14 protein-coding genes are annotated in these 16,128 nt (G+C 64.9%); 8 read left to right on the top strand and 6 right to left on the bottom strand.

What is annotated here, in order from left to right; all coding sequences use genetic code 11:
• The first annotated feature begins 14 nt into the window (after positions 1-14).
• From QX034_RS25155 to QX034_RS25145, 3 genes are all read left to right on the top strand, one after another.
• On the top strand, positions 15-1,175 hold the full coding sequence (locus QX034_RS25155) for a M20 aminoacylase family protein (protein ID WP_315704985.1): 1,161 nt from the start codon (positions 15-17) through the stop codon (positions 1,173-1,175).
• Positions 1,176-1,181: 6 nt separating this feature from the next.
• Entirely contained in the window at positions 1,182-2,600 is a 1,419-nt protein-coding gene (locus QX034_RS25150; protein WP_316195911.1) for an amidase, read from the top strand.
• 172 nt (positions 2,601-2,772) lie between these two features.
• On the top strand, positions 2,773-3,663 hold the full coding sequence (locus tag QX034_RS25145) for a crotonase/enoyl-CoA hydratase family protein (RefSeq protein WP_316195910.1): 891 nt from the start codon (positions 2,773-2,775) through the stop codon (positions 3,661-3,663).
• A 180-nt stretch (positions 3,664-3,843) separates the two neighbouring features.
• Here QX034_RS25145 and QX034_RS25140 read toward each other — a convergent pair whose 3' ends face one another.
• The 3 genes from QX034_RS25140 to QX034_RS25130 form a co-directional block, all read right to left on the bottom strand.
• On the bottom strand, positions 3,844-5,883 hold the full coding sequence (locus QX034_RS25140) for a methyl-accepting chemotaxis protein (protein WP_316195908.1): 2,040 nt from the start codon (positions 5,881-5,883) through the stop codon (positions 3,844-3,846).
• Positions 5,884-5,975: 92 nt separating this feature from the next.
• Positions 5,976-6,953 (bottom strand): NADPH:quinone oxidoreductase family protein, encoded by a 978-nt coding sequence (locus QX034_RS25135; protein WP_315704981.1) that lies wholly within the window; start codon positions 6,951-6,953, stop codon positions 5,976-5,978.
• Positions 6,953-7,564, bottom strand: a complete 612-nt coding sequence (locus QX034_RS25130) for a 2-hydroxychromene-2-carboxylate isomerase (RefSeq protein WP_315704980.1) — start codon at positions 7,562-7,564, stop codon at positions 6,953-6,955. The genes QX034_RS25135 and QX034_RS25130 overlap by 1 nt, the downstream gene beginning before the upstream one ends.
• A gap of 140 nt (positions 7,565-7,704) precedes the next feature.
• Between QX034_RS25130 and QX034_RS25125 the strand changes: the two genes are divergently transcribed.
• Positions 7,705-8,727: a methionine synthase gene (locus QX034_RS25125; protein ID WP_315705461.1), complete on the top strand. Its 1,023-nt coding sequence runs from the start codon at positions 7,705-7,707 to the stop codon at positions 8,725-8,727.
• A gap of 139 nt (positions 8,728-8,866) precedes the next feature.
• Here QX034_RS25125 and QX034_RS25120 read toward each other — a convergent pair whose 3' ends face one another.
• From QX034_RS25120 to QX034_RS25110, 3 genes are all read right to left on the bottom strand, one after another.
• Positions 8,867-9,499: a hypothetical protein gene (locus QX034_RS25120; protein WP_315705460.1), complete on the bottom strand. Its 633-nt coding sequence runs from the start codon at positions 9,497-9,499 to the stop codon at positions 8,867-8,869.
• A gap of 135 nt (positions 9,500-9,634) precedes the next feature.
• On the bottom strand, positions 9,635-10,156 hold the full coding sequence (gene gpt / locus QX034_RS25115) for a xanthine phosphoribosyltransferase (RefSeq protein ID WP_315705960.1): 522 nt from the start codon (positions 10,154-10,156) through the stop codon (positions 9,635-9,637).
• A gap of 44 nt (positions 10,157-10,200) precedes the next feature.
• Positions 10,201-10,938, bottom strand: coding sequence for a competence/damage-inducible protein A (locus QX034_RS25110; protein ID WP_315705961.1), 738 nt, complete (start codon positions 10,936-10,938; stop codon positions 10,201-10,203).
• A 267-nt stretch (positions 10,939-11,205) separates the two neighbouring features.
• Here QX034_RS25110 and QX034_RS25105 point away from each other — a divergent pair, with 267 nt between their 5' ends.
• The 4 genes from QX034_RS25105 (at position 11,206) to QX034_RS25090 (ending at position 16,104) form a co-directional block, all read left to right on the top strand.
• Positions 11,206-12,624 carry a circularly permuted type 2 ATP-grasp protein gene (locus tag QX034_RS25105; RefSeq protein WP_315705962.1) on the top strand — a complete coding sequence of 473 codons (1,419 nt, stop codon included), beginning with the start codon at positions 11,206-11,208 and terminating at the stop codon, positions 12,622-12,624.
• Positions 12,625-12,982: 358 nt separating this feature from the next.
• Positions 12,983-13,927, top strand: a complete 945-nt coding sequence (locus QX034_RS25100) for an alpha-E domain-containing protein (protein ID WP_315705963.1) — start codon at positions 12,983-12,985, stop codon at positions 13,925-13,927.
• Between the two features lie 157 nt (positions 13,928-14,084).
• Entirely contained in the window at positions 14,085-14,936 is an 852-nt protein-coding gene (locus QX034_RS25095; protein ID WP_315705964.1) for a transglutaminase family protein, read from the top strand.
• 409 nt (positions 14,937-15,345) lie between these two features.
• Positions 15,346-16,104: a peptidase gene (locus tag QX034_RS25090; RefSeq protein WP_315705965.1), complete on the top strand. Its 759-nt coding sequence runs from the start codon at positions 15,346-15,348 to the stop codon at positions 16,102-16,104.
• The last annotated feature ends 24 nt before the right edge of the window (positions 16,105-16,128 follow it).

Raw genomic sequence — 16,128 nt, 5'->3', positions numbered from 1 at the left:
GGACAAAGATATCCATGCCCCTGATCGACCGCATTGAAGGCTACGCCGACGAGCTCACCGCGATCCGCCGCGACCTGCACGCTCATCCGGAGATCGGCTTCGAGGAGACGCGCACATCCGGCATCGTCGCCGAGAAGCTTGCGCAATGGGGCATCGAAGTGCATCGCGGCCTCGGTGGTACCGGCCTGGTCGGCGTGCTCAAGGGCAAGGGCGCCAATGGCAAGACGATCGGTCTGCGCGCCGACATGGACGCGCTGCCCATGGAAGAGAACACCAACCTGCCCTGGCGCTCGACCATTCCGGGCCGCTTCCATGGCTGCGGCCATGATGGCCACACCACCATGCTGCTCGGCACTGCGCGGTATCTGGCCGAGACCCGGAATTTCGACGGCACCGTGCATTTCATCTTCCAGCCCGCCGAGGAAGGCCTCGGCGGCGCGCGGGCGATGATCAAGGACGGGCTGTTCGAGAAGTTTCCCTGCGACGAGCTCTACGGTCTGCACAACGCGCCCGATCTGAACCACGGCGAGATCGCCATCCTGCCGGGGCCCGCGATGGCCGGCGCCGATTTCTTCGATATCCGCATCTCCGGCTATGGCGCCCATGGCGCGATGCCCGAGCGCTCCAAGGACGCGGTCGTCATTGCAACCACCGTGGCGCAGTCGATCCAGACCATCGTCAGCCGCAATGTCGATCCGTTGCAGGCCGCCGTGGTCTCGATCACGCAGATCCATGCCGGCTCCGCCTACAACGTCATTCCGGGCGATGCCTGGCTGTGCGGCACCGTGCGCGCCTTCTCCGATTCCGTCCGCGCCCTGATCCGCGAGCGCATGCGCGCGCTCTGCGCCGGCGTGGCGGCCGCCTTCCATTGCGAGATCGACGTCGATATCCGCGATACGTTCAGCGTGCTGGTGAACCAGGAAGAACAGTCCAAGGTGGTCGAAGAGGTCGCACGTAGCGTGGTCGAGCCGTCCAAGGTCGTGACCCGCTCGACCCCGAAGATGGGCAGCGAGGACTTCGCCGACATGCTGCAGAAGATTCCGGGCGCCTATTTCTGGGTTGGCCATGACGGCTCGGTCCCGGTGCACAATCCCGGTTACGTGCTGGACGACAAGATCCTGCCGGTCGGCGCCAGCATGTTCGCCCGTATCATCGAAACCCGCCTCCCAGTGTGAGCGCCCATGCATAAACCGGTCTCGGACGAGATTACCTCGCTGCACGACCTTTCCGCGGTCGATCTGATCGCCGGCTATCGCGCGCGCCAGTTCTCGCCATCGGAGGTGATGGAGGAGGTGCTGGCACGTGCTGCGGCTTGGGAGCCGCACATCAAGGCGCTCTATCTGTTTGATCCCGATGCGGCGCGCGCCGCCGCATCGGCCTCTACGGCGCGCTGGGCGCAGGACGAGCCGATCGGTGCGCTCGACGGCGTACCAACGACGGTGAAGGACAACATGGCCACCAAGGGCCAGCCGATCCCGCTCGGCTCGGCGAGCGTCACGCTGGCGCCGGCCGTGGCGGACGCCCCGCCCGTCGCACGCTTGCGCGAAGCTGGCGCGATCATCTTCGCCAAGACCACGATGCCGGATTACGGCATGCTGTCCTCTGGCTTGTCGAGCTTCCATCCGCTCACCCGCAATCCCTGGGACCTCAAGATGAATCCCGGCGGCTCGAGCGCCGGCGCTGGAGCCGCCGCCGCGGCCGGTTATGGCCCGTTGCACCTCGGGACCGGCATTGGCGGCTCGGTCCGCCTGCCGGCATCGTGGTGCGGCCTGGTCGGCCTCAAGCCGAGCCACGGGCGCGTGCCGATCGATCCGCCCTATGTCGGCCGCGTCGCCGGGCCGATGACGCGCACCGTCGATGACGCTGCGCTGATGATGAGCGTGCTGTCGAAGCCCGATCGTCGTGACGGCAGCAGCCTGCCGCCGAGCGACCTCAACTGGAAGCTCGCCGAGAAATCGCCGCGCAAGCTCCGCATCGGCGTGATGCTCGAGCCCGGCGTCGGACAGCCGCTGGAGCAGCCGGTGCGCGCGGTCGTGCTCGAGGCGGCAAAGGCGTTCGAATCCGCAGGCGCCGTCGTCGGCGAAGCCAAGGGCTTCCTCACGCGCGAGATGCTCGACGGGCTCGACAATTTCTGGCGCGCGCGGCTGTGGGACGATCTCTCCCGGCTCACGCCCGAGATCCGCAACAAGACGCTGCCTTATATCCTGCAATGGGCCGAGCGCGGCGCGACGCTTTCGGGCGTCGAGGTCGTGCGCGGCTTCAACGTCACCATGGCGATCCGCGCCGCCGCCGCCAAGATGTTCTGCGAGTTCGACTACGTGATCTCGCCGACCTCTCCGGGCGTGAAATTTCCGGCGGAGTTCGCATCCCCGATCAACGACCCGCAGCTGCCGTTCGAGCACATCACCTACACCGTGCCGTGGAATATGTCGGAGAACCCGGCGGTCTCGATCAACGCCGGCTATGACGCCCACGGCTTCCCGATCGGGCTGCAGATCGTCGGCCGCCGCTTCGACGATCTCGGCGTGCTCGGCCTGGCGAAGACCTTCGAGGGCCTGCGCGGCGAGCAGCGCCCCTGGCCGGCGCCGCCGAAGGCATAGATATTTCCGCCGTCATTCCGGGGCGATGCGAAGCGACGAGCCGGGAATCCATGCTAGCCAATTCACAATGGTGGTTATGGATTCCGGGCTCGTCGCTTCGCGCCGCCCCGGAATGACGACGTGAGCAGCTACAACGACGACAACAAAAGCAAACAAGCGCGAGGAAACGCCCATGGCCTACGAGACCATTCTCTACGACGTCGCCGACCAGATCCTGACCATCACGCTCAACCGTCCCGAGAAGCTGAACGCCTTCACGCCGACGATGCAGAAGGAACTGATCGACGCCTTCGATCGCGCCGACCGGGACGACGAGGTCAGAGCGATCATCGTCACCGGCGCGGGCCGCGCCTTCTGCGCCGGCGCCGATCTGTCCTCCGGTGCCGACACCTTCGATCGCGACGCCAGGCGCGGACCCGTCAAGCGCCATGCCGACGGCCGCGTCGACTATTCCGATCCGCAGGTCCGCGATGGCGGCGGACAGGTCACTCTTCGCATCTTCAAGTCGCTGAAGCCCGTCATCGCCGCGGTCAACGGCCCTGCCGTCGGCATCGGCGTCACCATGCAGCTCGCGATGGACATCCGCATCGCCTCGGAAGCGGCGCGCTTCGGCTTCGTGTTCTCCCAGCGCGGCATCGTGCCGGAGGCGGCGTCCAGCTGGTTCCTGCCGCGCATCGTCGGCATCTCGCAAGCCTTGGAATGGTGCTACACCGGCCGCGTCTTCCCGGCGCAGGAGGCACTTGCGGGGCGTCTCGTCAGCAAGGTGGTGCCGCCGGAGGAGCTGCTGCCGAACGCTCGCGCGCTGGCGCGCGAGATCGCCGAGAAGACCGCCCCGGTTTCGATCGCGCTGATCCGCCAGATGATGTGGCGCATGATGGGCGCCGACGATCCGATGGAGGCGCACAAGGTCGACAGCCGCGGCATCTATGCACGCGGGCGCTCCGATGACGTCAAGGAAGGCGTGATGGCGTTCCTGGAGAAACGCCCGGCGCAGTTCAGGAACAAGGTCTCCAGCGACATGCCAGACTATTTCCCGTGGTGGGACGAGCGGGAGTACAAGTAGAGTTGCCCACGCTGTCATCCCGGCGAAAGCCGGGATCCATGCCGCGTGATCTATCAGGGGCAATCCGGACGTCGTTCTTCGCCAAATGGCGTTCTGTGGATTTGGGTCCCGGCTCAAAGGCCGGGACGACACCGAACGGGTTGCTTTCAGCGCCGGTTCACAAACCAGCACCGCGACCGCTCAGGCCGCCTTGATGCCGTTGATGAAGGCATCGACCTGTCGGCGCATGCTCTCCGATTGGCGCAACAGCTCCTTCGAGGCGCCGAGCACCTGGCTCGCTGCCGTTCCGGACTCGGTGGCCGCAGCGGTGACCTGCAGGATATTGTCCGATATCTCGCCGGTGCCCTGCGCCGCATGTTGCACGTTGCGAACGATCTCGCGCGTCGCGGCGTCCTGCTCCTCGACGGCTGAAGCAATCGAGACCGCAATCGTGTTGAGCTCGTCGATCGTGGTCGTGATCCCTCGAATGGCCCGTACGGCCTCGGTCGAGATGCCCTGCATCGCCGATATCTGCGCGCGGATCTCGTCGGTAGCCTTGGCGGTCTGCTCGGCAAGGCTCTTCACTTCGCCAGCAACCACCGCAAAACCGCGGCCCGCATCGCCCGCCCGCGCGGCCTCGATCGTGGCATTGAGCGCAAGCAGGTTGGTCTGACCGGCGATCTCGCTGATCAGCCTGACCACATCACCGATCTTCTCGGCCGCGCTGGAGAGGCCCTGCACGGTCTCGTTCGCCCGTCGTCCCTCGACCACCGCTCCACGCGCGATCTCGGTGGACTGCGTCACCTGGCCACCGATCCTTGCGACCGCAGTCGACAGTTGCTCCGATGCTGCAGCCACCGTCTGCATATTGCCCGATGCGGCTTCGGTCGCCTGCGCCACTCTCGCCGCCTCGCCGCTGGTCCGGCTTGCACTCTTATCCATCACGGCGGCGGTCGACTCCAATTGGGTCGATGCCGAGATCACCGTCTCGATCACGCCTGCGATATCGTTGCTGAACCGGTCGGCGAGGTCGCCGACCTGCCGCGCTCTGGCAGTGCGCGCACGTTCCGCCTCGGCATCCTTGGCGGTGAGCTCGGCCGTATGGATCATGTTCTGCTTGAAGAACTGCACCGACTGCGCCATCAGCCCGATCTCGTCGCACCGGTCGACCGCGTCGACCTCCGTCGCAAGATCGCCCTTCGCGAGCCGCGTCATCGCATCGGCGAGCGCGTTGACCGGCTCGGTGATGCTCCGTGCCATCGCAAGCACGGCACCGATGCTGACCAGCAGGGCGACCAGCAGCAATCCGGCAACGACACCGAGACTCCTATCAGCGTCGGCTTCCTTGCGCGCCATCATCTCCGACAGTTCGGCCGCCAGCGCGTCCTCGACCTTTTTCAGAAGATCGATCCGCACAGTCGCCGCGTCGAACCACACCTTGCTGTCGAGCCCCTTGAAATCACCATTGACCGCGCCTTGTTCGACGGTCTTGCGCATCGCGCTGAAACCTTGGATGGCCGAGCTCGCCATTGCGGCCTGGAATGCCGCCTGCGCCTTCGCGGTCGCGACCATTCTGAACGCGCTGAAGAAGCTGTCCTGAGCTGCAGCAAGCCCCATCGCACGGGCATAGCCAGCCGGTTCGAAGCGGCCCGCAGCAAGGCCGCCGGCCACGGTGGCGCGCTCCAAGCCGGCGCGCTCCTTGCCCTCGATCAGGTTGCCATAGGCGATGATGGCTTTGGAAATCTCGTCGTCGTGGCTCAATTTCGACATGCCGTTGATCAGTCCGATCAGACGGCTGACGATCTCGGTGAGATTGCCGACCGCGACGGGCGGCGTGACCGATTGCGCGTCAATCTCACCGCGATAGCCATCGAGCTGGGCCAGTTGCTGCTCGCAGTCGCGCACGGCCGCAGCCAGGGCTTCGGCGCCACGCAGCTCGTTGAGTGCAGTGACCGCGGCTGCACGCTCCACATTGGACTGCTGACGTTGGCGGGCGAGCTCGGGGCCCATCTGCAGGCCCTTGCTGCTGAGGAAGGCCGACGACATGCCGCGCTCGCGCTGCAGCTCGTGAACGAAGCGGCTCAGCTGGCCGACAGCTTCTGCAACCGGCTGCAGGCGCGCCATCTCGGAACGGACCGACCACTTTGTGGAGATTTCGTAGGCGGCCAGTGCGCCGAGTGTGAGGATCGGCAACAATGCCGAGAGGGCTATCCGGTGAAGTATTTTCGACGTCTTGAGCATGATCGGCCTCAACCTGTCCGATCATTTTAGAAATCCAGTGGTAAATAAACCCACAGACTTGCGCGCCGCAATTTTGGGCAGACGCTTGCAAACTAATCCATCATCAGCGCGACACGGCCGATCGCCTTGCGCTCGATAAGCAATCGCATCGCGCGCGCATAGTCCTCGATCGGCACGCGATGCGACACGTGCGGCCGCAGCCTGCCCGCTTCCGCCCAGGCCAACAGCGCCCGCATGCGCGCGGCTGCCAGTGCCGGGTCCTTGCGCGTCGCCTCCCCGGCTCGCACACCGAGTACGCTCGCGCCCTTCATCAGGATCAAATTGGTGCGGGCGAGCCCGATGCCGCCGGTGAAGCCGACGACGAGCAGCCGCGCGCCCCAGGCAATGCTTCGCACGCTCTGCTCGAACACCTCGCCGCCGACCGGATCGAACACGACATCGACGCCACGCCCATCCGTGATCCGCTTGACCGCCTCGCGGAACGGCTCCCGGGAATAGAGCACGAGATGGTCGGCGCCGCGCGATCGCGCGACCCCGAGCTTCTCCTCGGATGACGCCGCGGCGATCACGGTCGCCCCTAACAGCTTGCCCATCTCGACCGCGGCAAGGCCGACGCCGCCACCGGCGCCATGGACGAGGAGAACCTCGCCAGCCTTGAGTTGGCCGCGGTCGACCAGCGCGTGATGGGCTGTGCCGTAGGCGGCAAGATATGTCGCGCCTTCGGCATAGTCGAAGGTGGAGGGCAGCGGCGTCAGCTGGCCGGCTACGACCGCCGCTTCCTCGGCATAGGCGCCGAAGCGCATCCGCACGATGACTTTGTCGCCGACCGCCGCGCCCGTCACGTCCGGACTCACCTCGACGACGTCACCTGCCGCCTCTACACCCGGTGTGAACGGCAATTCCGGCTTGAGCTGATATTCGCCGGCGCACATCAGTATGTCGGGAAAATTGATCCCGGCGGCGCGGATCCTCACCCGCACCTCGCCCTCTTGCAGCGAGCGGCTTTCGATGTTTTCCAGCCGCAACATCTCGGGCGCCCCGAGTTCGCGGCAGACTACGGCGCGCGACATCAGGCTGCGCGCTCTTTGCTTCGAGCCAGCGCTTCGCGCACCAGCGGCAGGCGGTCGTTGCCGAAATACATGTCGGTCTGGTTGAGGAAGATCGTGGGCGAGCCGAAACCTCCGCGCTTGACCACCTCCTCCGTGTTCGCCCTGAGCTGATCCTTGACGGCCTGCTGGCTGATCCCCTCAAAGAACTTTGCGGAATCGATCCCGACCCGCCGGCAGATCTCCGTCAGCACGCCATCCTGCGAGATGTCCTTGTCCTCGCCCCAATAGGCCTCGAACACCGCACGCGCGAACGGCACCATGTCCTCGTTGCCGAGCCAGATGCAGCCGCGCATCGCCTTGACGCTGTTCACCGGAAACACGGTCGGCGGCATCTTGATCTTGAGACCCGCCGAGCGCGCCCAGTCGCCGAGGTCCTTGAGCATGTATTGCGCCTTCAGCGGCACCGGGGTTTCGCGTTGCGCGTAGACGCTCGGATTCACGGTATTGAAAATGCCGCCGACCAGGATCGGCCGCCAAACGATCTCCGCACCGAACTCTGCCGCGATCGGCTGGATGTTGTGGAAGGCGAGATAGGTCCACGGGCTGGAGCAGTCGAAGAAGAATTCGATCATGGCGTTTCCTGCCAGCCACTTTTCGCGGCCGTATTCATTGCTATACCTTGACCATAAGACATGGCAGAGAAGCGCTCAACAACATCGGCCGAAGCTGGCATATGAGGACGCCGCCCATGGAACCGACGGGGAATGACAAGGTGCTGTTTCCATCCACCATCGCAGGCTCCCTGCCGAAGCCGGAATGGCTGGCCGAGCCGAATGCGCTCTGGGCGCCGTGGAAATCGAAGGGCGACGAGCTTGCCCGCGCCAAGCGCGATGCGACCATCCTGGCGCTGAAGCTGCAGGAGGATGCCGGCATCGATATCCTCACCGAGGGAGAGCAGTCGCGCCAGCATTTCGTGCATGGCTTCCTCGAGCGCGTGGAAGGCATCGATTTCGTCCACAAGGTCGAGATGGGCATCCGGAAAGATCGCTATAAGGCGATGGTGCCGCAGGTCGTGGCGCCGCTGTCGCTGAAGGGTCGCGTCCATGCCGACGAGGCGCGGATCGCGCGCACGCATACGACGCGGGCGCTGAAGTTCACGCTGCCTGGACCGATGACCATCATCGACACCATCGCCGACAATTACTACGGCGACCGGGTCAAGATGGCCTTCGCCTTCGCCGAGCTGTTGAACCAGGAGGCCAAGGCGCTGCATGCCGACGGCATCGACCTAATCCAGTTCGACGAGCCCGCCTTCAACGTCTACATGGACGAGGTGCGCGACTGGGGCATCAAGGCGCTGGAGCGTGCGGCCGAAGGGCTAACCTGCCCGACCGCCGTCCACATCTGCTACGGCTATGGCATCAAGGCCAATACCGATTGGAAGGAAACGCTGGGCAGCGAGTGGCGGCAATATGAGGAGACCTTTCCGGCGATCGATGCCTGCGCGATCCAGCAGGTCGCGGTCGAATGCCGCAACTCGAAAGTGCCGGTCGAGTTGCTCGGGCTGTTGAAGAACAAGGTGGTGCAGGCCGGCGTGATCGATGTCGCCAGCGACGAGATCGAGACCGCGGAAGACGTCTGCAAGGTGATCGAAGACGTCATGAAATACGTGCCGAAGCAGAACATCATCGCCACCACCAATTGCGGCATGGCGCCGATGCGGCGCGAGATCGCGGAAGCCAAGCTGATGGCGCTGGGCAGCGGCGCGAAGCTGGCGCGGCAGCGGCTGGCGTAATCAGCTTGGACCCGAGCTATCGAAGCCGGGTACACCGTGTTCCCTCCCCGCCGTTGGGCTAGGGAGGGGGTAAGCCCCACACGCCTGCGCTCGTCCCCCTCTCCAACTCTCTCCCACAAGGGGGCGAGAGCAGACCGAGCTACCCTCGCGTCTTTTGTGCCTGCGCGCTCGGATGCAGCACAGGCTCGTAGCGCGCTTGCAGGGTCCGAACGGTCGACGGCGGGGTCAGCAGCATCGCTTCATCAGGCGGGGCACGCGCATCACCATAGCCGGCCGGCGACCATGGCAACGCCCTGCCCTGCAGAATCAAGAAGCTCTCTTCGCCCGCCTGCACCATCGCGCCATCAGGCAATTGCTCCAGTGGCGCCGGCAGCGGATGCAGCCGCTTCCGGCCGCGCTCCAGCCGCTCGCCATGCAGCACGGTATCAATGTCCGAGGCGTGCACGCCGCTCGCTCCGTTGCCCGCCTCCCACGCCACGCGAAAACGGTTGGCGTCCTCACGGCGGCAATAGAAGCAGGGCCGATGCCCGGCGGCGAGCGCGGTGGCTTCGTCGAGGAAGAACAGTTCGGTCCAGCTTCGCCGGGCCATCACCTCGCGGCGACGGCCGCGGAAGTCACACAGGCAGGTGAGCCAGGCCGGGCTCGACCAGCGCCTCCTCAGCAGCGTCCTGGTCGCGGGATCATGGATGATGCCGCGATTGCCGGTGAACAGGCCGCGTTCGGGCGTCGCGATGATGTCGCCAGTGGGGGTGACGCGGTTTTGCAGCGGCATCGAGGCTTGGCTCCTCACCGCCGTCATTCCGGGGCGGCGCAAAACGATAAGCCCGGAATCCATAACCACCATCGTGAGTATGGATTCCGGGCTCCCGCCCTTCGCGCGTGCCCCGGAATGACGATGTGGGTTGGCTTACGCCGCCCCATCCCGGATCGGCGGCTGGAACGACAGCGCGGTGTCCCAGGGGAAGAAGATCCAGGTATCCTGCGACACTTCGGTGATGAAGGTATCGACCAGGGGCCGTCCCTTCGGCTTGGCATAGACGGTGGCGAAATGGGCATCCGGCAGCATCTGCCGCACCATGCGCCCCGTCTTTCCGGTGTCGACCAGATCGTCCACGATCAACAGGCCTTTGCCGGTCCCGCCGCCGAGCTTGGCCGTATCCGCGGAAATGCCCTTCAGCACGGTCAGATCGCCCTGCTTGTTGTGATCGTAGCTCGCGATGCAGACCGTATCGATGATGCGCAGACCGAGCTCACGAGCGACGATCGCGGCCGGCACCAGTCCGCCGCGGGTGATCGCAATCACCGCGTGAAACGGCCCGACCTCGTTGAGCCGCCAGGTGAGCGCCCGGCAATCGCGGTGAAACTGGTCCCAGGAGACCGGGAAGGCCCGGCCGCCCCGCTCCTCTGCGCTCAACGTCTTGTCGATCATGTCGTCTCTTCCGTAGGTCCTTTGGGTGCGATGCCGATCCTGCCTTAACGCGAAACGTTCAGCCCGGCGAGCATCTCCTTCACCGCCGCCATCGCAGCCGACAACTTCTCCGGGTCACGCGAGCGCACCACCAGATGCGTGTTCGGCTTCTGGTCCTCATCGGTGAACGGATAGCTGCCGATGATGGTGTCCGGGTGGGCCTTGGCGATCTCGCGCAAGGGACCGCCGATATCGCCCTCGCGGGCGTTGGCGCGGACCGTCTCCGAGAGCATGCGCACGCCCGATTTCAGCTTCGGCGCGACGATGTCCATCATCGCCTGCATGATCGAGGGCACCCCGGCCATGACGATGACGTTGCCGAGCTTGAAGCCCGGCGCCAGGATGGTGGCGCTCTGGATCAGCTCGGCCCCGTCGGGGATGCGGGCCATCCGCAGCCGCGCCTCGTTGAGGTCCTGCCCGCTCCAGCGCTCGCGGAAGCGCGCCACCACGTCCGGGTGATGATCGATGCCGACGCCGAAGGCCTTGGCCACCGCATCCGCCGTGATGTCGTCGTGGGTCGGCCCGATGCCCCCCGTGGTGAACACATAGGTATAGCGCTGCCGCAGCGCGTTCAGCGCGGCAATGATGTCGGGCTCGTCATCGGAGACGACCCGCACTTCCTTGAGGTCGATGCCGAGATTGGTCAGGTACTCGGCGATGAAGCCGATATTCTTGTCCTTGGTCCGGCCCGACAGGATCTCGTCGCCGATGATCAGCAACCCCGCGGTGACGATCTCGCTCATGCTTTCTCCTCGCAACCGTCGTCTGTTTTGGCCCGTGGCGCGGCCGATGTCATCCGGAACGTCATGCGTTATGCCGTGAATTTGAGCATCGCGCAGCCAGTTTTTCGGGCAGGGCTGCCCGCCTCCCCCGGCAAACTTATCATGCGCACGCGGCTTTGCATTTGAAGTCCCGATCGCGGGCACGCTGAAAAAGTGGTCAGATCTGGGCCTTGCTACCATCAGGCAGAGTCATGCACTGTAAGGCGTGGCTGAGAGATACGGGCATCGATGGCAGTTGCTTTCGACGAGATGAACGAGCCGGGCGGCGACATCCGCCAAGCCTATCAGGAACTGTCGCGCTGGCTGAAGGAAACGCCGCCGGAAGCCTTGGAATATCGCCGCCACGAAGCGGAATTGCTGTTCCGGCGGATCGGCATCACCTTCGCCGTCTATGGCGAGGCCGAAGCGCAGGAGCGGCTGATCCCGTTTGACGTGATCCCGCGCATCCTCTCTGCCAAGGAATGGGCGCGGCTCGAAAAGGGGCTGAAGCAGCGCGTCAAGGCGCTGAACCTGTTCCTCCGGGACATCTATCATGGCCGCGACATTCTGCGCGCCGGGGTGATCCCCGAGGACCTGATCTTCCAGAACCCGGTCTTCCGCCCGGAGATGAACGGCCAGGACGTCCCGCACGACGTCTACGTCCATATCGCCGGCATCGACATCGTCCGGGTCGACGCCAACGACTTCATCGTGCTGGAGGACAATGCCCGCACGCCCTCGGGCGTGTCCTACATGCTGGAAAACCGCGAAATCATGATGCGGCTGTTTCCGGACCTGTTCGCACGGCACCGCATTGCGCCGGTCGAACGCTACCCGGACGAACTGCTGGCGGCGCTGCGCTCGGTCGCGCCCTTGAGCGCATCGGCCGAGCCGACCGTCGCGCTGATGACCCCCGGCATCTACAATTCCGCCTATTACGAGCACTCGTTCCTGGCCGACAAGCTCGGCATCGAGCTGGTGGAAGGCCGCGACCTCATCGTCAAGAACGACGAGGTGTTCATGCGCACCACCGAAGGGTTGAAGCGGGTCGACGTGATCTACCGCCGGGTCGATGACGACTTCATCGATCCCCTCACCTTCCGGCCGGATTCCGCGCTCGGCGTCCCCGGGCTGATGTCGGCCTATGCGGCCGGCAACATCACGCTGGCCAATGCGGTGGGGACCGGGATCGCGGACGACAAGGCGATCTATTCCTACATGCCCGACGTCGTGAAGTTCTATCTCGACGAGGAACCGATCCTGAAGAACGTGCAGACTTGGCGCTGCCGCGAGCCGCAGGATCTGTCCTATGTGCTCGACCACCTCGGTGAGCTCGTGGTCAAGGAGGTCCATGGCTCCGGCGGCTACGGCATGCTGATCGGCCCTGCCGCAACCAAGGCCACCATCGAAGCCTTCCGCGACAAGCTGAAGCGGGAGCCGGAGGGCTTCATCGCCCAGCCGACGCTGGCGCTCTCCACCTGCCCCACCTGCACGGCTTCGGGCCTTGCGCCGCGTCACGTCGATCTCAGGCCGTTCGTGCTGACCGGCAGCGACCGCGTCACCATCGTTCCCGGCGGCCTCACCCGCGTCGCACTGAAGGAAGGATCGCTGGTGGTCAATTCCAGCCAGGGCGGCGGCACCAAGGACACATGGGTGCTGGATGAATAGACGCTGTTTCAGCGAGGGCGCGCATCTTGCCACAGCGACAGTGCTCCCTCTCCCCTTGTGGGAGAGGGTGGCGGCGAGCGTCAGCTCGGCGCCGGGTGAGGGGTTCTCTCCGCATATGCAAGCGCGGAGAGAGACCCCTCACCCGGCTTCGCTGCGCGAAGCCACCCTCTCCCACAAGGGGAGAGGGTGCACCGAGAACGCCGCGAAGATATTTGCTCAGACCAGTCCTGGAAGAGAGAGGGTCAGAGAGGGCATCCACTCCCTCCGCGATTTCACTTCCACCGTGGCGTGCAGAGGAGCCCCTCCCGGCCCGAGCCAGCGCCACATGCCACCGCCAAGCAGCCGATAGAAACCGCCCATGCTGTCGCGCACCGCCGAAAACCTGTACTGGCTGGCCCGCTATGTCGAGCGGGCGGAGTATCTCGCCCGCACCATCGACGCGACGCTGCGCGTCACCGCCCTTCCCGCAGCCTATATCGGCAAGACCAACGAGTGGGAATCGGCGCTGATGACCGCCGGCGTCAATGTCAGTTTCCACGAGACCTATGCAGAGGCCAACGAGCAGAACGTCGTCGAATATCTCTCGTTCGACCCGGCCAATCCCTCCTCGATCAAGAACTGCATCGAAGCCGCCCGGCTAAACGCCCGCTCGGTCCGCACCGCCCTGACGTCGGAAATGTGGGACACCATCAACGGCGCCTGGATCGAGCTGCAGGAGGTCTGGAGCAAGGGCACCAAGAGCCGGGAGGACCTGGCGAGCTTCCTCCGTTTCGTGCAGGAGACGTCGCTGCGCTTCGACGGCTCGGCCTACCGGACTATGCTGCGCAACGACGCCTATTGGTTCTCGCGGCTCGGCCTGCATCTCGAACGCGCCGACAACACCGCCCGCATCCTCGACGTGAAATATCACGTGCTGCTGCCCGAGGAGGAGCATGTCGGTGGCCCGCTCGACTTCTACCAGTGGAGCTCGATCCTGCGCTCGGTCTCAGCGCTGACCGCCTATCACTGGGTGTATCGCGAGACCCTGAAACCCTGGCTGATTGCCGATCTATTGATCCTCAACGATTCGCTGCCGCGTTCGCTGGCGAGCTGCTACGGCAACCTCGTCCGCAATCTCGACCAGATCGGCGTCGCCTATGGACGCCAGGGCCCGGCACAGCGCCACGCCCGCGGCATCCGAAACCGGCTGGAGCATTCCAACATGGATGATATCTTCCAGCGCGGCGTCCACGAATTCATCCAGGAGTTCCTCGCCGACAATTCGCGGCTTGGTGAGATCATCACCAAGCAGTATCTGATCTAGAAGAGTCACATCGAGCTCCCGGTCACCGTCATGGCCGGGCTTGTCCCGGCCATCCACGCCTCTCTTTCCGGAAAGCCGTGGATGCCCGGCTCAAGGCCGGGCATGACGGAGGCATACATCGAGAGCCTGCACAACTCGAGCTCCGCACTGGACCGCCATGCGCCTGCGTATCTCCCACTCCACCACCTACCGCTACGAGCCGGCGGCCACGGGCGTCATCCAGATCATCCGGATGACCCCGGGCAGCCATGACGGCCAATATGTCGCGGAGTGGCAGATCGATCTCTCTACCGACTCGCGGCTCCAGATGCACGAGGACGCGTTCGGCAACGTCACCCATGTCATCACGCATGGCGCGATCGAGGACCTGACCATCACGGCCGAGGGGCTGGTCGAGACCCACGACACCGGTGGCGTGCTGAGGGGCACCGATGAGCGTTTTCCTCCGAGCCTGTTCCTGCGCGAGACGGCGCTGACGACGGCGAGCCCGGCGATGACAACCTTCGTCCGGGAACTGCGCAGCGAGTCCGAACACGACGTGCTCGGCTTCCTGCATGTGCTGATGACACAGATCAACGAGCATATGACGTTCGACGAGGATCCGACCCATAGCGGCACGGCGGCGGCCGAGGCCTTTGGACTGAAGCGCGGCGTCTGCCAGGATTACGCCCACATCTTCATTGCCTGCGCCCGCGCGGGTCTGGTCCCGGCCCGCTTCGTCTCCGGGCATTTCCTGCGCTCCGATGGTGCAACGCACCAGTCGGCCGGCCACGCCTGGGCGGAGGCCTTCGTACCTGATCTCGGCTGGGTGGGTTTCGATGCCGCCAATTGCCTCTGCACCACCGACGCGCATGTGCGGGTTGCGCTCGGCCTGGATTATCTCGGCGCAGCACCCGTGCGCGGCACCCGCTACGGCGGCGGGGCGGAGACGTTGACCGTCCAGGTCCGGGTGGAACAAGCCGGCCGCGGTAACGGCCAGTCGCAGGCGCAGTCACAGCGGCAGTCGTAAGTATCCACCGGAGTTGACCCTCGGGCTGGAACTGCGCGCAAGACAAGCGCACGCCCCTCTCCCCGCTTGCGGCAGAGCGATCGCATATGGCCCAAGCTGGACCGGGCCTCATGGTTCGAGACGCGCCGCAAGCGGCGCTCCTCACCATGAGGGTCCTCTTGCCGCAAAACAGGCCCTCGTCCTGAGGAGCTCGCCGGAGGCGAGCGTCTCGAAGGACGGCCACGGAAGAAACCTTCCGTCGCGCTTTTTCCGATGCGACAGGCCTGCCGCTTGCGGGGAGAGGTCAAGGATCGGCCGTCCGGCCTTCATGCATCCCTCACCGAGACGTCCACGCGCACGAGGCCGAACAGGGTTGGACGGCCACCGGAAATTGGCTAGTAATTCCGCTCTGATGTGTGGGGACGAGGCAATGACCTATTGCTGCGGAATATTGGTGCGCGACGGGCTCGTGATGATCGCGGACACCAGGACCAATGCCGGGCTCGACAACGTCTCGACGTTCCGCAAGCTGCACATCTTCTCCAATCCCGGCGAGCGCATCCTGGCCATCGCCAGCGCCGGCAATCTCGCCATCAGCCAGTCGGTGCTCTCGACGCTGACCGAAGGCATCGAAGACCCGGAGACGGGTGACGTCGAAACCTTGATGAATGCGCCGACCATGTTCCAGGCCGCGCAACGGATCGGCAAGGCGATTCGCATGGTCCACGCGACCGAGGGCCCGGCGCTGAAGGCCGAAGACATCTCCTTCGACGTCTCCTTCCTGTTCGGCGGCCAGATCAAGGGCTCGCGGATGCGGCTGTTCATGGTCTACACGGCCGGCAATTTCATCGAATGCACCACCGACACGCCCTACCTGCAGATCGGTGAGCACAAATACGGCAAGCCGGTGCTGGACCGCGCCATGCATTACGACGTCGAAATCTACGAGGCGCTGAAGACCGGGCTGATCTCGATGGATTCGACGATGCGCTCCAATCTCGGCGTCGGCCTGCCGATCGACGTGCTGGTGGTGCGCGCCGAAACCTGCGAGGCCGATCTCAATCACCGGATCGAAGCGGGCGAGCCCTATTTCCACGATCTGCGCTCGCGGTGGTCGGCGGCGCTGCGTGCCGCGCATAACAACATTCCGCGGCCGCCCTACAAGACCCAAAACGAATCGAAGCACTGACAACAGAAAAGCAAAGAGTGAGGA

It is taken from the genome of Bradyrhizobium sp. SZCCHNR3119, from assembly GCF_032487775.1.
Lineage (GTDB): Bacteria > Pseudomonadota > Alphaproteobacteria > Rhizobiales > Xanthobacteraceae > Bradyrhizobium.
The sequence above is the reverse complement of the archived record's forward strand: the minus strand, read 5'-3'. Positions and strand labels throughout refer to the sequence as shown.